Source organism: Clostridium sp. C8-1-8 (genome assembly GCF_009928445.1).
Classification (GTDB): domain Bacteria; phylum Bacillota; class Clostridia; order Clostridiales; family Clostridiaceae; genus Clostridium_AR.
Genome location: NZ_JAABNO010000002.1, coordinates 351,398 through 374,698, shown reverse-complemented (window position 1 = coordinate 374,698; position 23,301 = coordinate 351,398). Strand labels below are relative to the sequence as shown.

Below are 23,301 nucleotides of genomic sequence, written 5' to 3'. Positions count from 1 at the left end.
GAGGGATATTCATGAAGGAATTTATCTATGATGGAACTTTTGAAGCGTTGCTAACGGCAGTATTCTATGCTTTTTCCTCCAAAGAGCCCTGTACTATTAAGAGAAAGTTTAACTACACTCCTAGTCTATTAAACGAAACTGTAGAGATTGAATTTGAAAAAGATAAGTTTGATAAAGTATACTACTCTATAGAAAATAAACTTAGTGCTACTACTCTTGAAAATATATATCACCTTTATCTTAGTGAATATGAAGATTGCGAAGATATAATATTGAAATATCTGAAACTATCCTTCAAGTATGGTGTTAAAGTTAATCTGGCCAAAAATAATGACGTGATAATGCTGGTTGATAAATATTGTAGAAGAGTTACCTATGAAGCTCACAGATTCACTGGTTTTGTTAGATTCAAGGAAATTGGCCACCTAAGCTATTATGCTTCTATAGAACCAGATCATAACATACTTCCTATAATAATAACTCACTTTACCAATAGATTCTCAGATCAAAATTTTATATTACATGACGTAAAGCGTGAAAAAGCTATAATCTATAATAGATCAGAAAGTATAATAATAGATTTGTCTAAAGCTGATGGATTTACAATTGAGAACTCAAGCAACGACTCTAGTTTTGAAACACTGTGGAAGACCTTTTATACTGCTGTAAATATCGAAGAAAGAAAAAATGAAAAACTTAGACGACATTTTATGCCTAAAAGATACTGGTCTCACATTACTGAAGTTAAGTAATACACATTTATTAGTAAAAGCCACTGATTATAATAAAGCACATTGCTTCAGTTTAAGTTTATAGAAGCTTGTTTCAACTAGCTAGGTATCAAGCTGTAATAATATAAAAACTCTTTTTAACTAAAAATAATATATAGGTTAAAAAATAAAATAGCTTATAGAAGTTTAACTCTTCTATAAGCTATTTTATTTAGATATTTATATTCTTACTGTATTTTAAACAATACTATACATATGCCTTAAGTCTACTACATTAATAGCTTAACCAAATATTTACTTACAAAATACACGGTAAGATTATAAGCCAATATTATAAATCCGCTCATCAACAAATAGGTAATGCATTTTTTTAAAGGATTTTTAACCGTATTTATAGATTTTATTCCTTTGTAGCAAAAGTATGTTGCTACAGCCCATGGAACTAATCCCTCTACAGATAGTACTGGGAAAATAATATTTAATAAAGGAATTATATAAAGAAACTTATTCTTCTTAGCTTCTATAATATCTTTGTTATTCATTGGGTTATTATCTAATGTTTTATTTTCCATAATTACCTCACCTACTTTTTGAAATAATTTGCTCTGATCAGCTTGTCTCCCAAATCAATACTTTCAAGCATTCTTTCCTTTTCTCCTGGATAGCTTTCTGTACCTAAAAACTGTCTAGTTGATAAAACAGTATAATCTTTCTTTGTATTTAGAAGATTACGTCCAAATATCTTATCTTCCATTTGATTTACATCAGCACCAAAAAGATATGCTAAAGTAGGTAATGTATCACACTGTCCTCCAAAGGTTGATATCGTCTTTCCGTTCTGCCCCTTCGAGTATATTATTAGAGGTACTCTTCTGTCGTTTTCCTTCCACCAGTCCCCTTTGTATGAAATATTCTTTATTTCATCATCATAGAACTTATGAACACCTTCGTGATCTCCATAAAATACAACAACTGTATTGTCCAATACTCCAGACTTATCTAGTTGCTCAAGCATTTGTCCAATATACTTATCGGTGTACTGAATACTTTGGAAATAGCCACCAAGTTTAGTTCCTTCCAATTCTTTAGGAAGTTTTATCTCCCTATACTTATCTGGTATATCAAAAGGTGCATGGCTTGTTAAAGTTACTGTATAAGCATAAAAAGGAGACTTCAATGCCTTAATCTTATCTGGTAGTTGCTTTAAGTAACTTTTATCACTAATACCTAAATTTATAACTTCATCAATGTTGTAATTAGTTGAATCTATAGCTTTTTCAAATCCAATGGATCTAAGAGCAGGCATCCAATTCCAGTATGACCCCTTATCAGGATGAGAAGCAAAAGTATTATATCCTAAGCTCTTCATAACGTTTGGTAAAGAGTACTGATATGTATTGTTAGGATATCTAAAGAAAGTTGCTCCTTCCCTTACTGGAAATACTGAAGTTTCAGTTACAAGCTCACCATCAGAACTTGTTCCATTATAGGTCTGTTCATAGAAATTGTTAAAGTATATACTGTTTGATAGTAATTTATTTAAAGTCGGAGTAATCTCTTGACCTTCTACCTTTTGATTAATAACAAAGTTTTCAAGGGATTCCCATTGAACCACTAAAAGATTCTTGCCCTTAAACATTCCTTTGTATTGGTTATCAGGTAAGTTCTCCTTTTTATCATCAAACCATTTTTGTATGTTCTTTTTTTCACTACTTGAAATAACATACGGCTTGCTTTCTACATAAAAATTATAGGAATCAAAAATATGATATCCCAATGGTGTCAAGTTTGACATGGTCTGATTAGGTGACCAGCTTTTTCTAAAAATCATTTGGTTAGTAAAACCTCTGTCATATTTATCGATTTTATAATGAGCATAGGTTAAATATAATGTTGGGATAATTAATAAAAGTAAAAAAGCAGTTACACTCATTCTGTGGTATTTGGCTTTTGAACGTCTCTTAACCATTAAAACCACTTGAAGAATAATATCTATTACAAAGACTATATCCACAATTCTAATCATTGAAATAACACTGCTACTTAGGTTGTCTAGATTTGAAGTCATGCTAAACATATGTAAACTTAAGAAGGAACTGTTACTTCTAAAATACCATATATCTCCTATATACAATACGCTTACTAACATATTTATAACTAAAAACCCAATAGTTTGTCCTTTGTTCCTAAATAAAAAACCAAAGGATAAAACAATACAAATAAAACTGAAATATACTAGAAAAGGAGGCATAGAATAAAAAACTCTCATTGGAACAATTCCGTTAGCTTTATCATCAGATATTAAAGCTATAAATAAAATTGATTTTACTAGTATAGCTATAAAGCAATACCAAAAGAAATAGCTTTCTTTTATTGTCAAAGCAGCTTTTTTTATTACTTCGCCTGGGTTAGTTCTTTTTATAGTCTTCTCGTTATTTAACATATAATATAACCTCCAAATTGAGCTTAAAAGAGTTACTATTTAATTTTAGAAAATTGAAAAGCATATACTATTATAACACGACAAAATCTTTTGTCTATGAACAAAATTTTAACAAAACCTTAATGAAAGCTTACAAAATGTATACAAAATGATTACAAGTAAATTTATTACTCTTTAGTTTGTATGTATCCTTAAGTTCTATATATCCTTCAATACACAATAAATAGATTTATCTTAAAGTATAATATATGAGCTATGTTTAATAATACTGTTTAAATTAAGTGGTCATAAAGGATATGCTATATGAGCTAGCTATTAGAATTAAACGATTTTTTAAATGGAATGGCGTTAATTAACTGTATGTTCAAACATAGTGAGTTTACAGTTTTAGCCCTGGAATATGAAAAAATCATATTAATTCTTTGCGTAAACTCATATAAGCATAGGGTGACTGACTACTTAATTTCAACACAGTACTTTAACAGATCCAATATATAAGAAAATAAAAAAAGATAAGTTACTTATCAGAGAGTGAATACTCTAATATCATAACTTATCTAAGAAAAATATCTAGCTAAAACTACTTATATATTACTAGTTTATTAATTTAGTTAGAACTTGGAGCTCCTTTTGTGATAGTTCCTGCCCCCTTGTTATTAGGTAAGAAAGTATAAGTTCCTGGTGAAAAATTATAGTTTTTTCCACTATTATTATCCCACTGTCCAACTCCGTTATTAAAGCAAGCCTGCAAGCTTTGAGCCTTACCTAGGTCTATGGAAATTTTGTTATAACCTTGAATTTCAGCTTTAGGCATTAATACCCCAGGTGAATTGGTCCATTTACCACCAGGTATACAATAGTGAATATATGGTGTAGGATATCCTTCTTTATAGTAAATTGTAACAATATTACTATTTTGATTGCCAACATTAACAATATTACTTGCATCTGAGATTGGGTTATTATTTTTATCTAACGCTCTAACATAATAAGAGTATGTTGAATTGGACATAGAAATATTCTTATCTGCAAAGCTTGTATCTCCTATTGTTGTACCAATTAACTGGCCATTTCTATATATCCCATATCCAGCTATACTATTGTTAGTAAGTGCTTCAGAGCTTTGCCAACTTAGATTCACAGAGGAATCTGTAGAACTAACAACTGACAGATTACTTGGTGCAGTAGCTCCAAATGAGTCAAGCTTAGTCAACGTATTACTATCTCCTTCAATCTTCCATCTACCATCACTGATAGTATAGTTTTTAGAATTATTATTATCCCAAGAACCACCATTCAAATTAAAGCAAACGCTTGCACAATTTGACGACCCAAGATCTATCGTATATTCTTTATAGCCTGGATATATATATGAGTCACTCATAAGCTTCCCTGGAACTGAAGTCCATACACCATCTATACCGTAGTGTATATAATTTCTATTTATAGAACTCTTATAATATATTACAGCTTTATTGCTATCTGTAGATACATCTACATTATTACTATTAGCCGAATAATTAGAACCATCATAAGCATTTATATAATAAATATATTTATTATTAGCTTTTACTGATGTATCTGTATATGTTGTATTAGCAGACCAGCCAACCAGCTTTGCCTCACCACTAGGATCTGAAGCATCTATACGGTATATATAATATAGCGAGACATTATAATTATCTGTAGAAGGCTTCCAATTCAAGTTTACTAATTGATTAGATTTATTTGTACATTCTAAATCTGTAGGTGTTGTTGGTGGTATAGTATCCTTTGCCGTTGAAGCATCTATAGATTCGGAAAATAATGAATAGTTGCCGTTTGCATCATGCGCCTTAACTGAATAAGAACTGCTTGAATTTGGTGATAAATTGGTTACCGTAAAATCAGTACCAGATGTAGTCCCTATTTTAGTTCCCCATGAATACACATCATATCCTGTTACAGAACTTGTTGTTGATGGATCCCACGCTAAGTGCAGCGAAGTTAACTGTGCAGAATCTGAATGCAAGTTTTTAGGCACTTCAATCCTGTCCGGATTAATAATAAGCCTTGTTGTTGAACCATCTAACGAAATAGGATTGTGAATTTGAGCAGTATAAACATTAGATGTTGTATTGTCTATAATTTTAAAATCTTTAATTACTAATGCTTGTCCGTCTTGTGAAGTATCTTGAACGTTCACTACCCATTCATTAGATTGAAAATTCTTAATTTCTGCTCCATCTATTATTGATGATATATCAAAATCAAATGTACCATCACAGGCATTAGTTGTGCCGTCAAATGAATATTCTCCACCAATCCCTGCCAACATATATGGTGTAAATCTCATGCCAAGATTTTTTCCCTCATCATCTGTTGTAGTAAACTCTACACTAATTGAATTTCTCTTTGCTGTATTCAATGTTATCTCAGCAGTAACCTTCGGCTTGTCCTCCTCTGATTTAATAGAAATCCAATATGCCTCATTGTTATATTCAACAATATCTGATCTGTTTGAAGCTGATGGATTATCTTTTACCATAGATACAGTATTTAACGCATCATATGCAACCCACATAAATCCTTTATTTCCCCAGTCATCACCCCAAGAATTAGCTATCTTAAAAGCGCCCTTCTCGCCTGGGTCTACTTTGCCATTATTATTGATATCTGTCCATATGTTATCATCATATCCCACTATGGTCATACAATGGTGACCACTTGACGTATTGTTCTGCCATCCACATATCGTCTGTCCAACATAGGAATTATCCAAGTCAGTTGAAGGATCATCCTTTATACTCATAAAATTCCATGAATTTATATATGTTGTAAATGTTAATACTTTTCCATTGGCTAGTAAAGTCTTTATATCCTTAAGATGAGAATCATTTGGTGATGTAATTGGAGTTTTAGTTGAATCATCCCCTACATTTACATAGCCTGTCTCATCGATTCTATTATTTAATGCAGCTTTGTACAAATCAGGTTTTGTTGGCCATGATGTATAATTTGTTATTGGCATGGTGTCTCCGATGTAAGGATACTGATTCAAATTATCTACACCCATCTGTTGCATCACTCTATAGTTATCTGTTGGAAAACTACCAACATCTTGTCCATAATTCACAAAATTGTAAGTCCATTTTGGAGAAAATTTATTCAAATCACTAGAGTCGTTTTTTGCATCTAATCCTCTCGCTAAATTTGTTGTATAAGACATCTGATAATAGGTTGTAGCAAAGCTTGCACAACTTCCTAAACTTCCTTGTGTTCTTATAGGTGGAAAAGCTGGTAATTTACTATTATCTACATGAACTGGTACTTGCGTAACTGTTTGTACTCCGTTAGTGGTATTAACCTTAGCCCCATTAATACTATTCATTAAACTATCAGCCTTAAGCTTATTTTCTATCTCCAAATTTCTTCGCTGAATAGCAGTAGAATTCAAAGATACATCTTTAGTTTTAATCATGTTTTTATCTATCCATTGCTGATCTTCTTTTGTTTTCTTTCTTACTCCATAATTGTCCTTTTTTTCAATCGGTTGTTTTATATTCTTTATCTCATAGTTTCTTTCTATAGTTTTAGTGTCCAGGATAGCAGAATTATCATTAGTAGTATTCTTTCCAGAAGCATATACAGTATAACCTTGAGTAGGCATAGCTAAGGCACTAAAACAAAGAAGTACTGCCACTACTACAAATCTTTTCAACTTATTCATTCATAACCACCTCTCTAGTGCAGTTAACACTAGTATTTCTTGCTAGCATATTTGTAACTTAGTTATAAATGTAAGTACTTACCTTTTCATTATACTAGTTATTTTTTGTCATACAAGGGTTATAAATGGTTTCTTTTTGTTATAAAAAGTCAAATTTTGTATGATATCGTTTATATAAATCGTTTTTTGTGTTAATCTTACATTAATTTTGCAAATGATTATCTTTTATTTATCCTATTGATAAACTCTATAGGATTCCTAACTTAAGTTTCGATATATAAATCCTTTAATGCAATTCATATTACTCCAATTCTTTTAACTTATATTCTATTTTTATTATATAGACATACTACTTCACATTGAAACCTATCAAAATAATACTTCGTATACTCATAGAAAGTTTTATTTTCAGTCTGTATATTGAAGTAATACATATTTAATCCTGCTAAGTAAACTTATCTATAACCTTACTTGTCTTATTTTTATTTATAAAAAAATACTTTTATCTTAATTACACTTTATAAATGCTTTACCTTTAAGGATCATTCTATAAAAGAAAAAGGAATTACTCCCTAGTTACCTAGGTTGTAATTCCTTACTATTTCTTATAACTCTTCTCATATCACCAATCATATAAAGCGAACCGCAAACAAGTATTAAGTCGTCCTTATTAGAAGTTTCAAATGCCTTTTTAAAGGACTGTTCATAATCCTCAATTATCTCACTAGCTACTCCCTTACTGTCTAACAATTCTTTTATTACTCTAGTGGACTCTGCCCTATCATTATGAGGGGGAGTTACTATTGCTGAATCTGCTATCTTACTTATAGCTTCTAGCATACTATCAACCTGCTTATCTCCAAGTATTCCTACTATAACCTTCAATTTATTATAATCAAAATAGGTATTTACACTTTCAATAAGCTTGGTTACACCATCAATATTATGAGCACCATCAATAACCACTAATGGAGAGGCATTCATTACTTCCATCCTCCCACTCCATCTTACCTTAGATAACGCTCTTATTATGTGCTCTTTGGTTATCTCTACTCCCATATCCTCAAGTACTTCCATAGCTTTTATAGCTACTGCACAGTTTAATAACTGGTGCTTACCAAGAAGTGATAGTTTAAGCTCATAGCTTTCTTTATCAGTTTCAATCAGAATACATTGAGAATTATCTTTCTCCTTTGGGTTTATAAGCTCTGCCCAGCGAGGCTCTACTCTATATAAAATCGAGTTTCTTTCAGCTGCAACAGTCTCTATAACCTCCATAGCTTCTTCTACTTGAGGATATGATACTACTGGAATATTATCTTTTATAATACCAGCTTTTTCACCAGCTATCTCATATAAAGTATCCCCTAATATATTCATATGGTCATAGCTTATTGAAGTTATCACTGAAAGTATAGGAGTTACTACATTGGTTGAATCCAGTCTGCCACCAAGTCCAACCTCTACAACAGCATAGTCTACAGCTTCATCATAAAAATGCTTAAACATTGCTGCAGTTATTATTTCAAATTCCGTTGGACTATCATAACCTAAGGTTATAACTTCATCTACTGCTAACTTTACTTCTGATACTACTTTGGCTAAATCAGTCTTTGAAATATTATTCTTATCTATCTGAATTCTTTCTTCAAATTCTTCAATATAAGGTGAGGTATACATTCCTACTTTATAACCAGCCTCCATTAGTATAGAAGTTATCATTGAAGTAGTTGAACCTTTTCCATTCGTTCCAGCAATATGTATGACCTTAAGCTTTTTATGAGGAGAACCAAGAAGCTCTAACAGCTTCTCGGTTCTCTCTAAACCATAATTACTTCCAAACTTTGCAGTTTCAGTTATATATCTAATAGCTTCTTCGTAATTCATATCAATTACCTACTATAGTGAGCTAATTCTTGCAAGGACTGCTTCAAGCATTTCTTTATACTTGTCACCCTTTGCTCTTTCAGCATCTACAACTTCCTTAGGCGCCTTATTTACGAAGCCTGGATTGTTAACTTTCTTTTCTACTCTTTGTATTTCACCTTCAAGCTTAGCTTTTTCTTTGTTTAGTCTTTCTAATTCCTTTTCTCTATCAACTAAGTCAAGTAAAGGCATAAATAGCTCTCCGCCTTGTACTACAACAGATACTGCATTTTCAGGAACTTCCTTTTTATCTCCTATAAATATAACTTCTGATGCTGAAGCTAGCTTTTCTATATATGATCTACCATTTTCGAAAGCTCTCTTACTTTCTTCAGCTATATAAGCTATAACCTTAGCTTTTCTTGATGGAGGTACATTCATTTCTGCTCTTACATTTCTTAATGACTTAATTGCCTCTATTATGAAAGTCATATCCTTCTCTGCAATTTCATCATGAAGCTTTTCATCATATACAGGCCACTTAGATATAGTTATTGATTCATACTCTGCATCTAAGTGAGTGTATATTTCTTCTGTTATGAAAGGCATAACTGGATGTAAAAGCTGCAAGCCTGTTGTAAGAACCTTAAATAATACATTATATACAACACCCTTTGACTTTTCATCGTTACCATATAGAACAGGTTTTGCAAGCTCTATATACCAGTCACAAAGCTCAGTCCACATAAAGTCGTAAACCTTCTGTAAAGCTATACCAAGCTCAAAGTTTTCAATGTTATCAGTTACTTCCTTAACTATAGTGTTAAGCTTTGATAAAATATATCTGTCAGCTAAACTGTATTCTGTACAGTCATTATATTTATCCATAAGCTCTCTATCAAGATTCATCATAACAAATCTTGAAGCATTCCATATCTTGTTCGCAAAGTTTCTAGCTGATTCAACCTTTTCTGGGTAGAATCTAATATCATTCCCTGGAGCATTACCATTTACAAGCATAAATCTTAAGGCATCTGCACCGTAAGTTTCAATTACGTCTAATGGATCTACACCATTGCCCAGAGACTTACTCATCTTTCTTCCTTCTGAGTCTCTTATGATTCCGTGAATCAATACATTTTCAAATGGAACTTCACCCATGTTGTGAAGACCTGAGAATATCATTCTTGCAACCCAGAAGAATATTATATCGTACCCAGTAACTAAAGTACTTGTTGGATAAAAGTATTTTAAATCTTCAGTATTGTCTGGCCATCCAAGAGTTGAGAAAGGCCATAATGCTGATGAGAACCAAGTATCAAGTACATCTGTTTCTTGATATAGACTTTCAGAATGGCATTTTGAACATGAAGTTGGAGTTTCTTCTGAAACTATTATCTCTCCACAGTCCTTGCAGTACCATACTGGTATTCTATGTCCCCACCATAATTGTCTTGATATACACCAGTCTTGAATATTTTCCATCCAGTTAAAGTAGATTTTTTCAAATCTTTCTGGTATGAATTTTGTTTTCTTTTCTCTTACTGCATCTACTGCTGGTTTTGCTAAGGATTCCATCTTAACATACCATTGTTTTGATATTATTGGCTCTATTACAGTACCACATCTATCATGAGTTCCAACATTATGAGTATGCGGTTTAATCTTTACTAATAGACCTTGTTCATCTAGATCCTTAACCATTTGCTTTCTAGCTTCGTATCTATCTAAGCCTTGGTATTTTCCACCTAATTCATTTATAGTTCCCTTGTCATCCATAACTCTGATTTGAGGAAGATTGTGTCTCTTTCCTACTTCATAATCGTTAGGGTCGTGAGCTGGGGTTATCTTAACTGCACCAGTACCAAACTCTATATCAACATAGTCGTCAGCTACTACAGGTATCTCTCTTCCTACCAATGGAAGTATTAAAGTTTTTCCTATAAGATGCTTGAATCTATCATCATTAGGATTTACTGCAACTGCTGTATCACCTAGTAAAGTTTCTGGTCTTGTAGTTGCTATTTCTAAGAATTCCTCAGAGCCCTTTACTGGATATTTGATATGCCAGAAGCTTCCTTCTTGCTCTTCATACTCTATTTCTGCATCAGATAATGCAGTTTCACATTTAGGGCACCAGTTAGTTATTCTGTTTCCTTGATATATAAGGCCTTCATTATATAACTTAACAAATACATGCTTTACGGCTTTATTTAAGTTTTCATCCATTGTGAAAGCTTCTCTTGTAAAGTCTGCTGAACATCCCATCTTCTTAAGTTGGGTTCTTATTCTTTCTCTATACTCATCAGTCCATTCCCAAACTTTTTCTAAGAAAGCTTCTCTTCCCATTTCTTTTTTCTTAAGCCCTTGCTTTAATAGTTCATTTTCTACCTTTACTTCAGTAGCTATACTAGCATGGTCTTCACCTGGAAGCCACAAAGTACTAAAACCTTGCATCCTCTTAAATCTTATAAGCATATCTTGAAGCGTGTTATCAAGTGCATGCCCTAAATGAAGCTTACCAGTTATATTTGGTGGCGGCATTATTATTGTATATGACTTCTTATCTTTATCAACTTCAGGAGTAAAGTATTTTTTTTCCTCCCAATTCTTATAAAGTCTTTCTTCAAATTCTTTTGGATTATAGGTAGTTGCAATGTTCTTTTCTTCTAGCATCTAGATTCCTCCTTAATTTCCCGGTAAATAATTTAAATTATTATGAAAATGTCTCTGAAGATACTCCTTCAGTGAACTTTTTACCAAACTAATTTTTTTGCCCATCTGCCTTTTCTAAACCTAGGTGAAGAAATTCTGGCAGGATACATAGTTTTTCTGTTCACTCCAATTAGCTCTCTAAGGACTTTATGCCTTTAGGTTTAGCTAACAAAAAAAACTGTATAATTCTCTAAACAATAAAAAAAGAGCCTTCATCCATAAAAGGACGAAGACTCGCGGTACCACCTTTTTTCTCTCAACTAAGAAGTTAAGAGCTCTTTAACCTTTAACGATATCGCTACCGTCTCTGCCTACTTTAGAAATTACATTCAATAATTAATCAGAATTAAACTTCTATCTTTCAACAGAGAAGCTCAAAAGCTACCTTCAAAGCACACCATATGAAAAACCTTACAGCCTACGGATTTTTCTCTCTTAATATGTTCTATGCCTTTACTCCTCTTTTTCAAAGCTTTTTCATATAAATTATAGTAATATTATATTACAACATCAAATTTTGTCAACTATTGCATGACTATTTTTTAGCTGATGCCACTTCTTCAAATGCTTCCTTTTTCATTTCATTTTGCTCTTTAAGATTCTTAAATGCAACAGAAAGCATTAATTTTATTCTGTTAAGCTGATTAACCTCTGAAGCACCTGGATCATAGTCTACTGCAGTTATATTTGACATAGGATATTTATGTCTTATGGCCTTAATCATTCCTTTTCCAGTTACATGGTTTGGAAGACAAGCAAATGGCTGCATACAAATTACGTTATTAACTCCACTTTCAATAAGCTCAAGCATTTCTGCTGTTAAGAACCAACCTTCTCCAGTTTGATGCCCAAGAGATAGTATATTAGAAGCAAGCTTTCCAAGTTCTTTTATATGCTTTGGTGGAGAAAATCTCTTACTTCTTACAAGTTCTTCCTTCATTGTGTTTCTGTATCTTTCCATAAACCATATTGCAGCGTTTGATAAATCTCTTCCCATCTTACCAAAGGATAAGTACTTATACTTAAAGTCTTGATCATATGCTGAGTAGAAGAAGAAATCAAGTAAATCTGGCACAACTGCCTCTGCCCCTTCTTCTTCAAGCAGGTTAACTATATCGTTATTTGCTGTTGGATGGAATTTAACAAGAATTTCTCCAACTACTCCTACTTTAGGCTTTACAATATCATTTAGTTCTAGATTATCAAATTCTCTTATTATACTCTTTACATTGTTCTTAAATAATCTATGTCCACCATTCTTAACATTTTCCTTAGCTAAATTATTCCACTTTTCATATAAAGCATTAGCTGATCCCTTAACCTTCTCATATGGTCTTACTCTATACAGAACTCTCATTAAAAGATCTCCGTATACTAAAGCCATCAAAGCTTTATCTAAAAGCTTTGGAGTTATCTTAAAGCCTGGTTGTGGCTCTAAACCTACAGCATTTAATGATATTATAGGAATATTTTGATATCCAGCTTCTCTTAAGGCTTTCTTTAGGAAACCAACATAGTTAGTTGCTCTACATCCACCACCAGTTTGAGTTATTATAACTGAAGTATTACTTGGATCATACTTTCCAGACTTAAGTGCATGAATCATCTGACCTACAACTATTATTGATGGATAGCAAGCATCGTTATTTACGAATTTTAATCCTTCTTCAACAGCTTGTTTATCTGTAGAAGGTAGTACTTCCATGTTATATCCACTAGCTTTAAATGCTACCTGAACTATTTCAAAATGTATAGGTGACATTTGAGGCGCCAAGATCGTATGATTTTTTCTCATCTCCTTAGTGAAAGGTACTGTATGGTAGCTTGTATCCTCTTTATGTGGAACATAACCATTTCTTTCTCTTTCCTCTAAAGCAGCCTTTAAAGATCTTATTCTTATCTTTATTGCTCCTAAGTTATTACCTTCATCTATCTTTAATACAGTATATATCTTACCATCACTTGCTAAGATTTCTTGGACTTGGTCAGTAGTTACAGCATCTAATCCGCATCCGAAGGAGTTTAGCTGGATTAATTCAAGATTTTCTTGTGTTGCCACAAAGCTAGCCGCAGCATATAGTCTTGAATGATAAACCCACTGGTCAACTACTCTAAGTGGTCTTTGAACCTTTCCTAGATGGCTTACACTATCTTCAGTAAGCACTGCCATACCAAAGCTTGTGATAACATCTGGAATACCATGATTTATTTCAGGATCTATATGATATGGTCTACCAGCTAACACTATACCTTTCCTGCCAGTCTTCTCCAAGTAATCTAATACCTCTTCACCCTTAGCTTGTATATCTTTCTTATATTGTTCTCTTTCATCCCAAGCAGCATCAACTGCTTCTTTTACTTCTGCTGCAGTTACATTAAAGCCCTTAAATTCTTCTTCTATTCTCTTATACAATCTTTCCTTATTGTTTAGAGAGAAAAATGGATTAAGGAAGTTTATGTCTTTCTCTTTTATAACATCCATATTGTTCTTAATAACTTCTGGATAAGAAGTTACCATAGGACAATTGTAGTTATTGTTTGCCTCTTTAAATTCTTTTTGTTCAAAGGCAATGCTTGGATAGAATATATTTTTTATTCCTCTTTCTATTAAAGCTTCTATATGTCCATGAACGATCTTAGCAGGATAACAAGCTGATTCTGAAGGAATTGATTCTATACCAAGCTCATAAATCTTCTTTGATGATATTGGTGAAAGTTCAACTCTAAAACCAAGCTTTGTTAGCATAGTGAACCAAAATGGATAATTCTCGTAGAAATTAAGAACTCTAGGAATTCCAATGGTTCCTCTCTTTGCTTCTTCCTTCTTAAGCGGTCTATAACTAAAAGTTCTCTTTAGCTTATAATCATATAAATTTGGTATGTCATTCTTCTTCTTATCTTTGCCTAGTGGTCTTTCACATCTATTACCAGATATGTACTCTTCATCAGTAGAGAACTTGTTTACAGTTAATAAGCAGTTGTTTCCACAAAGTCCGCATCTTCTTAAGTCAGTATCTATAGTAAAGCTTTCTAACAGTTCTTTTGCAAGTAAGGTTGTCTTTCTTCCTTCTTCTAATCTTTCCTTAGATATGATTGCTGCTCCAAAAGCTCCCATAAGTCCAGCTATATCTGGTCTTACTGCTTCTCTTTCAGAAACTAACTCAAAACCTCTAAGTACTGCATCATTGTAGAAAGTACCACCTTGAACTATTATCTTCTTTCCTAATTCCTTAGGATCTCTAATTTTTATAACCTTAAATACAGCATTTTTTATTACTGAATAAGAAAGACCAGCGGAAATATCTCCCACTAAAGCTCCTTCCTTCTGAGCTTGTTTAACTCTTGAATTCATAAATACTGTACATCTTGAACCTAAATCAACAGGTCTTTCTGATAAAACAGCCTCTTTAGCAAAATCTGCAATTTCCATATTTAAAGAATTTGCAAAGGTTTCTATAAAGGATCCACATCCTGATGAACAAGCTTCATTTAGAAGAATACTGTCAATTACTCCATTCTTTATCTTGAAGCACTTCATATCCTGTCCACCAATATCTAGTATGAAGTCAACTCCTGGTAAGAAGTGCTCTGCAGCCTTATAGTGTGCTATGGTCTCAATTTCACCTATATCAATATGAAGAGCAGCTTTAATAAGACTTTCTCCATAACCTGTAACAGTAGAATTAGCTATTTCAACTTTTTCTGGTAGCTTTGAGTAAAGTTCCTTTAATACACCTATTACCCTATTTAAAGGACTTCCCTGGTTACTGCCATAGTAGGAATATAATATTTCGTTGTTCTCGCTAATCAATACCACTTTAGTAGTTGTTGATCCCGCGTCTATCCCTAAATAAGCTTTACCTTCATAGCTATCTAAATCTCTTCTAATAGCCTTTGCATTATCATGTCTAGCTTTAAAGTTGTCATAATCTTCTTGGCTCTTAAAGAGAGGATCTAATCTCTCTATTTCATTTGATTGCATTGTTTTCATTTCACTAACTTTTTCAAGCAGCTTTTTATAAGGTATTATATTATCTTCCTTTGAAGATAATGCAGCCCCTATAGCTACGAAAAGCTGAGAGTTCTCAGGAAAAATTATTTCATCTTCCGTTAATTCTAGAGTTTCTATAAATCTTTGTCTAAGCTCTGATAAAAAGTATAGAGGCCCTCCTAAAAAGGCAACTTTACCTCTTATTGGCTTTCCACAAGCAAGTCCACTGATTGTTTGAGTAACTACTGCTTGGAATATTGAGGCTGCTATATCTTCTTTTCTAGCTCCTTCGTTTAATAATGGCTGAACATCTGTCTTAGCAAACACACCGCATCTAGCTGCTATTGGGTATATAACAGAGTGCTTTTTAGCCATATCATTTAATCCACTAGCATCAGTTTTAAGTAGTGAAGCCATCTGATCTATAAAAGCTCCAGTTCCTCCAGCACAGCTTCCATTCATTCTTTGCTCTAGATTTCCATCAAAATATGTTATCTTTGCGTCTTCTCCACCTAGTTCAATTACAACGTCTGTCTCTGGGATATAACTTTCTACTGTCTTAGTGCAAGCAATAACCTCCTGTATAAAGGTTATATCAAGCCATTTTGAAACTGAAAGTCCACCAGAACCGGTTACATTTACAGTAACATCAACGTCTTTCACATGCTTATACCCATCTCGTATAAGTGCTATTATAGTGCTTCTTATATCTGAAAAATGTCTTTTGTACTTGCTATAGACTATGTTGTCACGATTATCAAGTAAAACCATCTTTACAGTGGTAGAGCCTACATCGAGTCCCATATGAAACTTAGTCATATTCTCATCTCCAAACTAATAATAATAAGTAATTATAAATAATACCATTAATATATTATAGAATATTTTTGTTAAATATGTAAGTAGTATTTTTAACATGTATATTCTCATACACTATGTCAATAATTATTAAAGAGAAATAATTACATCTATTGTAAAAATATTGGAGGATTTTTATGAGTAGTTTTGTTAAAGGAAATGAACTTTATAACAATAAAAATTACGGGGAAGCCCTCTCCTATTACATCAAGGCTATTGAAGAAAAGGATAATGAACCTTATTCCTACTACAACGCAAGTGTTTGCTATATAAAATTGAAAGACTTCTCTAAGGCTATAGAAATGCTTACAAAAGCTATAGATTTAAACTTAGATGCCAAATATTTCTTTAATTTAGCCTATTGTTACTCAATGATTAATAGTCCTCAAAAGGCATTACGCTACTTTAATATGGCGTGGGCATTAGATAATGACGATAAAGATTGTGAAAAAGCTATCAGCTTGATTGTAAATAAGTATAAAAACCGCTAATGCCTTTGCATTAGCGGTTTTCTTTTAATGTTATTTCTACCATTCTCCTGCTATCTTTTCAATCTTGTGATCATTATAAAATCTTTTAGAATCAAAATAGTTTCCTGCTTTATAGAAAGTAGTATCCACGGTAATCCATCTATTCTCTTCTTTTATAAATACCTCATTCCAAGCATGGTTTACCCACTGTTCACCATTAAAGCCTTGACCAATGACCAATCTTACCTTTAAGTTTGCAGCTCTTGCCATTGCAACATATAAACAAGAATAATCAAAACAAATACCTGTCCTACTTTCAAAGGTAGGTATAGCTCCAGATTGAACTCCAAAATTGTTGCTTAGTACCTCACTTGCTTTGTTGTCATCATACTCAATGTTCGTACCAATCCAAGCATACAAAACCTTTGCTTTCTCTTTGTCACTACTCTTAAATCTTGTAAGCTTTAAAGCTTCTTGATTAATCTCATTATTGGATTTAATACCTTGATCCAAGGTTACTCCATTATAATATATTATCTCTCTTGGAGTATTACTCTTGTTGCTATCTTTAGTCTTAGCATTTTGGCTTTGATTCTCATCAACTCTTACTACTTTGATCTTAAGAGAATCATTTAATATTCTTGGTATTTCCTTCATTATAGGAGAAGTTGTAATAGGATTGATTACATTTTGACTTATTGTCTTGTAGATTGCGCTTTCGTTTATAGACTTTTTCACATCGCTGGGAAAGCTAAGATAATTAGCAAAGTTTAGTGTTATACAAACAACTATTAAAAATATTATTGCTCTTGGCAATGCAAATATCGCTCCAATAACACCTCTAAAAGTGCTTCCTTTTTTCTGAGAATACCTGTTTAATGTATTTATAACTGGCTGAACTGTAAGCTTATTAAGTAGTCTCATAACTAAAAGTATAATATTGTAGGTCATATATATTAGTATAAGAAATAGTCCGTAATAACTAACTTGTCTATATCCATTTAATATTGTATCCAAGTAGTCAGACAAACTACTTAGATATTCTACTATCTTTGGCAATAGATCCTGTTTAGAACAATACACTATGGCAATAACTATAGATAGAAACAAAGCTATGCTTTTTTCTATATCTAAAATTTCTTCCATAGCATCCTCTGAACTGAACTTATTTATAAATCCAGTTATAATAGGGATAAGAAATACAACTATAAGTATAAGGTTTGTAATATTCATTTTCATTGTTATCTACTCCATAAATTGATTCGTATTCATAACCTCTTTTATCAATCTATTAATCATATCAAATTCATAACCCTTAGATGCCATAAATCTAAATAATTTTTGAGATATCTTAAACTTGTCTTCTTCCCTCTTAGCTAGGGATTCGTATTTCTTTTTGCATAAAGAATATGCTCCATCATTTTCTGCTTCAGTATTTATACTACTTATTTTGTCCTTTAATAATTCTTCTGAAACACCTTTTCTTAATAAATTATAATAAATCTTATTTTTCCCTTGAGTATTTATCTTTTCCTTTAGGTACATCTCCACATACATTTTGTCATCAACAAAATTATACTCTCTTAAAAACTCTAAAGTTCTTTTTATTAAAGGTTCAGGAAAGCCCTTTTCAAAAAGCTTATCCTTTATTTCCTTCTCTGTCTTGTGGGTTCTTTCTATTATCCTTAAAGCTGAGTTCTTGCATTTTAGGAAATCTTCTTCTTCTATTATGCTCTTAAGTTTCTCTATTTCCACTGCAGTATCTTTTTTCAAACTATATCTATAGATAAGTTCTGCTTCGCAGGCAAATGAAAACTCCTCGTCTATATATACATTTACTCTATTCTTGTTTCTCTTTTGTACCTCTATATTGGTAATTTTATTCATCTATTTCCTCGGCTTCCTTATCAGCTCTCAAAATGTGTATGGTAGGCTTATTAAATATCTTTCTTGCTGTGTTGTACAGATCAATATTCTCTATATGATTAAGTCTTCCCATATCATGTATAAATTCATCAATTGGCTCGCCTTCAAGCACTTGGTTAAGTATATAACTTGAAAGTTCAGCACTATCATCCAAAGTAGAAACCACAGCAGTTTTGTGAACCTTTTTCATAAGCTCAATGGTGCTCTTAGGAAAAGGTATCTCTTCTAGCTTAATCTTTTCAATACAATCATCTATAGCTTCTAGGGCCTCTTCAATGTTTTCATCTTCCACTGATGTAAAGATATAAAGAGTCTTTATATCTTTTCCAAGATCCAAATTAGTATATACATCATAGGCAAGACCTCTTTCCTCCCTTAGTTCTCTAAAAAGTATTGAATTTGCACTTTCTCCAAACTTATGGTTTAGTATCTTCAGTGCTAGCTCTTCCTCATTAACAATATGATCCAAAGTATAAAGATAAGTTATAGTACTAAGCTCAATATCTCTTTTATAAGTAGTTAAAGTTACTTCTTTATTTTTTTCTCTTGCTATAGAACTTATGCTTCCTAACTTACCGCTCCAATTACCAAAATATTTAGAAAGAGTATTAATAGCCTCATCATGGTCATAAGAAGATACAATAGTTATTATGGTATTGTCTGGAGTATAGAATCTCTTATAGAAATCCACTAAGTCTTCTCTAGTGAAGCTGCCTACGCTTTCTTCATCTCCACTTATCTCATATCGTAAAGGACTATGTTCAAAGGCAATTTCGTTAATTCTTTTAAAACTTAAGTCCTCTATGTCATCCTTACTAGTCTTTATTTCTGCTAATATTACTCCTCTTTCCTTCTCTAGTTCTTCTTTATCAAAGGTTGAAGCTGTAACCATATCTGCTAAAAGTTCAATAGCCTTTACTATCTCTTCATGCAAGCAAGTAACGCCATACACCGTTGAGCAATAATCAGTATATGCATTATACTCTCCACCTAAAAATTCCAATTCGTCATTTAAGGTCTTATTATCTCTAGTTTTGGTTCCTTTGAACAACATATGTTCTATGAAATGTGCCACACCTTTTTCCTTTATGCCTTCGTTCAAGGACCCTACCTTAACCCCTACATTTATGGAAGCAAGTTGTGTATCCTTTTTTACAGTTATTATTGTAAGCCCATTTTCAAGCTTCGTAGTATTACTATCTAAGTTCAATCTATACATTAAAAATCTCCAATCTACATTAAAATAGATAATTGTCTATTCACGATAAAATATATCCACATTTTTACCTTTTAATTCTATACAAATGAATTTAACCAACTCTATCTATACATTTTATAATAATATTAATATAAACTCAATGTGAAAAATTTCTGATATTCCTCACATTGAAATTTGTACCTTACAAGATTACTTAAACTCAACCTTTTGTCAAAAAATCCTTATATGACATAACTACAACTTCTATTACTAATAAAAATATTTTTTAAAAGAGTAAAACCATGTTTATTGTCTACATATTGACACATTTCTTATGTATAATAAAAGTGTAATAATTGCAAGGAGGGTTAATTATGTCCTTATCACTACTTATAGTTGAAGATGAAATTAGAATAAGATTCCTTTTAAGAGACTACTTTATAAAGGAAGATTTTAAGATATTTGAAGCAAAGAATGGAAAAGAAGCCTTAAATATTTATGCTGAAGAAAAAATAGATTTAGTTATTTTAGATATTATGATGCCTGAGCTCAATGGCTTCGAGGTATGTAAGAAAATTAGAGAGGTTTCAACCACACCTATAATTATGCTTACAGCTAGAAGCGAAGAAGATGATAAGCTTTTAGGCTATGAATTAGGAGCAGATGACTATGTTACAAAACCTTTTAGTCCAAAGGTTTTAGTAGCTAAAGTAAAAGCTTTATTAAAAAGAACAAGCAATAAAACTGACACAAACATAATGGACTATGATGGCCTTAAGATAAATAAGATTTCCCATGAGGTTCTGGTTTATGACAAAACCATCAACCTATCCCCTAAAGAATTTGACTTACTTCTTTATTTAGTTTCTAATGAGAGTATTGCTCTTACAAGAGATCAAATACTAGACAATGTTTGGGGCATTGATTACTATGGAGACTCCAGAACCGTAGACACAAACATAAAAAGACTAAGGGAAAAACTCTTAGATAAGGCTGAATTCATAACTACCGTTAGGGGAAGTGGATATAAATTTGAGGTGAAGTAATGAAAAAAAGTATATCAAAAAGAATCTTCGTAATCACCTTTGGATTGATTGTAGGATTGATGCTGGCTGCAGCTATCTTCCAGATATTCTTTTTTGAGAGTTTTTATGTTGATAAGAAAACTAAAATCTTAAGCAAAAGCCTTGAAAACTTTAAGAGTCAGTACTCTTATAACATACCTAATGAAGATGTACTTTCAAGGGCTTTGGTGACTTACGGATATGACAACAATTCAATATTAGGGATATTTTCTGTAGATGGATACGGACGTTATTTCTCTAATCCCGATTCAAGTAGAAATGTGGTTTCTAAGATATTTAATAGCATTTTCACAAGTATTGCCGATAGTCCTGGTGGTGTAGACAGCTTCTTAAATGATGGAAAGTCCTTAAGTAAAATTTATGCTGATACTTCAAATGATGGCTTAAGACATATTGCTATAATAAGCCCCATGTCCCTAAAATCAAAAAATGATTGTATTATAATAGCTGTAACTTCCTTTCAAAGCGTTGAAGAAGCTTCATCTATAATAGGAGAATTTTATAAATATATATTTTTAGCTTTAATATTTATTGGGCTAATTTTATCCTTTATTTATTCCAACTTAATCTCTAAGCCTCTAGTTAGATTAAATAATGTAGCTCATAGAATGTCCTCTATGGATTTTTCTGAGAAATGTGTCACTGATAGAGAAGATGAGATAGGCAATCTGGCAAATACTTTAAACTTTTTATCAGAAAATCTATCGAAGTCACTAACAGACCTTACAATCAAAAACAAAAAACTTCAAGAAGACATAGAAAAAGAAAGAAAGCTGGAAAAGATACGTAAAGACTTCATAGCAGGAGTTTCTCATGAACTTAAAACACCTATTGGAATCATTGAAGGCTATGCAGAAGGTCTAAAGGATAATATAGTAGAAGGCGAAGCAAAGGATATATATTTAGATATAATAATTGATGAATCAAATAAGATGAACAAATTAGTTATGGATATGCTAGAATTATCAAGGCTTGAAGCAGATAATAACAAACTTCAAATAGAGGCTTTTGATATTATAACTTTAACCGACACCATATTATTTAAATACGCAAATAACTTTGCTGAAAGAAACCTGCAGATAAATAAAAGCTATCCTGACGCAAGCAAAGCTCTAGTGTTAGGAGATGAATTTAAAATAGAGAGTGTTATAACAAACTTCGTAACTAATGCAATAAAATACACTAACGAAGGTGAAGCCATAAATATTTATATAGGTATAGATAGCAAAAGAGTTAAGTTTTCCATTGAGAATACCGGTGCTTTTTTAGATAAAGAAGATTTGGAAAAGGTTTGGGTTCAATTCTATAGAGTGGATAAAGCTCGTAGCCGTGCTGAAGGCAGTAGCGGTCTAGGCCTTGCTATAGTCAAACAAATGCTCAATCAGCATAACAGCACCTTTGGCGTAAGAAATACCTCTAAGGGAGTAGAATTCTTCTTCGACTTAGCTTTAGCTGATACTGCCCCCAACGAGAAATAAACGATTCTACCTTTGCTTTTATTCATTAAAAATTCCCTAACTGAAATAGCTTATATATTAAAAATATTATGTTTAAAATAATGTAGCAGAGCACTAGATATGCTCTGCTACATTATTCTTCTTAATAAATTATACTAGTAAATCAAATTACTAAAGTTTGTGGCTACAATAATACTCTACTACCCTATTAAATAATTTATCATGAATTGATGGGTAAGTTAGTTTATCCGGCAAGGTATCAAACATTCTAATTTCTTCAATTTCAGACTCTGGTAGCTTTCCTAGTTCACTTATTTCTGAATAGAACAATAGTCCATAAGATTCTTTATCTTCTGTATTTACAGAAGATATGGCTATTGGTACTAGACTAAACTTTATAGCTCCGGTTTCTTCAAATAATTCTCTCTTAGCGGTATCAGTTATACTCTCTCCTATTTCATGAGTTCCACCAGGAAGCTCCCATGTTTCCTTACCTTTTTCTCTTACGAAAATCCACTTGCCCTTATATCGACTTACTACTACAGCACATAAAAAATTAACGTCTTCCAACTTACATAAATCAAGTATCTTTACATTAAGCATAACATATGCCCTTTCCATATAACTCGGATATGTTACAGTAATCATTAAAACTACTGCAGCTATACTATTGTATAGGGTTATAAAATTAACTTCTAAATATAATCCTTACCAATAAGAATTATATACAAGTATAACTTAAATTTCTAACTGTAGATCTATATCAATTTATCATCTTCTAGCAGTATTTACACTTTTAAAATACCTATCTCGCAGTAATATAAGTATTTTAAATAGCTTTAAGTTCTGCTA

At 32.1% G+C, this 23,301-nt stretch carries 14 protein-coding genes and 1 other annotated feature; of the genes, 4 read left to right on the top strand and 10 right to left on the bottom strand.

The features are described 5' to 3' along the window. Positions 1–11: 11 nt before the first annotated feature. Positions 12–752 (top strand): TIGR03915 family putative DNA repair protein, encoded by a 741-nt coding sequence (locus GXK57_RS03425; protein WP_160671439.1) that lies wholly within the window; start codon positions 12–14, stop codon positions 750–752. A 248-nt stretch (positions 753–1,000) separates the two neighbouring features. On the opposite strand, the gene GXK57_RS03420 is transcribed toward GXK57_RS03425, so the two are convergent. The 6 genes from GXK57_RS03420 to GXK57_RS03395 form a co-directional block, all read right to left on the bottom strand. Then, on the bottom strand, positions 1,001–1,303 hold the full coding sequence (locus GXK57_RS03420; RefSeq protein ID WP_160671437.1) for a hypothetical protein: 303 nt from the start codon (positions 1,301–1,303) through the stop codon (positions 1,001–1,003). Positions 1,304–1,314: 11 nt separating this feature from the next. Next, positions 1,315–3,174 carry an LTA synthase family protein gene (locus tag GXK57_RS03415; RefSeq protein ID WP_160671434.1) on the bottom strand — a complete coding sequence of 620 codons (1,860 nt, stop codon included), beginning with the start codon at positions 3,172–3,174 and terminating at the stop codon, positions 1,315–1,317. A gap of 607 nt (positions 3,175–3,781) precedes the next feature. Then, entirely contained in the window at positions 3,782–6,883 is a 3,102-nt protein-coding gene (locus GXK57_RS03410) for a carbohydrate binding domain-containing protein (RefSeq protein ID WP_160671431.1), read from the bottom strand. A 576-nt stretch (positions 6,884–7,459) separates the two neighbouring features. Continuing rightward, a complete protein-coding gene (locus GXK57_RS03405; RefSeq protein ID WP_160671428.1) occupies positions 7,460–8,770 on the bottom strand; it encodes a folylpolyglutamate synthase/dihydrofolate synthase family protein in 1,311 nt (436 codons plus the stop codon). Positions 8,771–8,782: 12 nt separating this feature from the next. Next, positions 8,783–11,425: a valine--tRNA ligase gene (locus GXK57_RS03400; protein WP_160671425.1), complete on the bottom strand. Its 2,643-nt coding sequence runs from the start codon at positions 11,423–11,425 to the stop codon at positions 8,783–8,785. Between the two features lie 258 nt (positions 11,426–11,683). Beyond that, positions 11,684–11,943 (bottom strand) — a binding site (T-box leader). A gap of 56 nt (positions 11,944–11,999) precedes the next feature. Further along, on the bottom strand, positions 12,000–16,274 hold the full coding sequence (locus GXK57_RS03395) for a 2-hydroxyacyl-CoA dehydratase (RefSeq protein ID WP_160671422.1): 4,275 nt from the start codon (positions 16,272–16,274) through the stop codon (positions 12,000–12,002). A 176-nt stretch (positions 16,275–16,450) separates the two neighbouring features. Between GXK57_RS03395 and GXK57_RS03390 the strand changes: the two genes are divergently transcribed. Next, positions 16,451–16,804: a tetratricopeptide repeat protein gene (locus tag GXK57_RS03390; protein ID WP_160671419.1), complete on the top strand. Its 354-nt coding sequence runs from the start codon at positions 16,451–16,453 to the stop codon at positions 16,802–16,804. A 36-nt stretch (positions 16,805–16,840) separates the two neighbouring features. Here GXK57_RS03390 and GXK57_RS03385 read toward each other — a convergent pair whose 3' ends face one another. The 3 genes from GXK57_RS03385 to GXK57_RS03375 are packed head-to-tail and all read right to left on the bottom strand — an operon-like array spanning position 16,841 to position 19,928. Then, a complete protein-coding gene (locus GXK57_RS03385; protein WP_160671417.1) occupies positions 16,841–18,022 on the bottom strand; it encodes a transglutaminase domain-containing protein in 1,182 nt (393 codons plus the stop codon). 6 nt (positions 18,023–18,028) lie between these two features. Continuing rightward, complete coding sequence (gene recX / locus GXK57_RS03380) at positions 18,029–18,670, bottom strand: recombination regulator RecX (protein ID WP_160671414.1); 642 nt, start codon at positions 18,668–18,670, stop codon at positions 18,029–18,031. Then, positions 18,663–19,928 carry a pitrilysin family protein gene (locus GXK57_RS03375; protein WP_160671411.1) on the bottom strand — a complete coding sequence of 422 codons (1,266 nt, stop codon included), beginning with the start codon at positions 19,926–19,928 and terminating at the stop codon, positions 18,663–18,665. Before GXK57_RS03375 ends, recX begins: the two co-directional genes overlap by 8 nt. A 353-nt stretch (positions 19,929–20,281) precedes the next feature. Here GXK57_RS03375 and GXK57_RS03370 point away from each other — a divergent pair, with 353 nt between their 5' ends. Both GXK57_RS03370 and GXK57_RS03365 read left to right on the top strand, forming a co-directional pair. After that, positions 20,282–20,953 (top strand): response regulator transcription factor, encoded by a 672-nt coding sequence (locus GXK57_RS03370; RefSeq protein ID WP_128212731.1) that lies wholly within the window; start codon positions 20,282–20,284, stop codon positions 20,951–20,953. Then, complete coding sequence (locus GXK57_RS03365; RefSeq protein ID WP_160671408.1) at positions 20,953–22,470, top strand: HAMP domain-containing sensor histidine kinase; 1,518 nt, start codon at positions 20,953–20,955, stop codon at positions 22,468–22,470. The genes GXK57_RS03370 and GXK57_RS03365 overlap by 1 nt, the downstream gene beginning before the upstream one ends. Before the next feature lie 150 nt (positions 22,471–22,620). Here GXK57_RS03365 and GXK57_RS03360 read toward each other — a convergent pair whose 3' ends face one another. Then, complete coding sequence (locus tag GXK57_RS03360) at positions 22,621–23,052, bottom strand: NUDIX domain-containing protein (RefSeq protein WP_160671406.1); 432 nt, start codon at positions 23,050–23,052, stop codon at positions 22,621–22,623. Between the last annotated feature and the right edge of the window lie 249 nt (positions 23,053–23,301).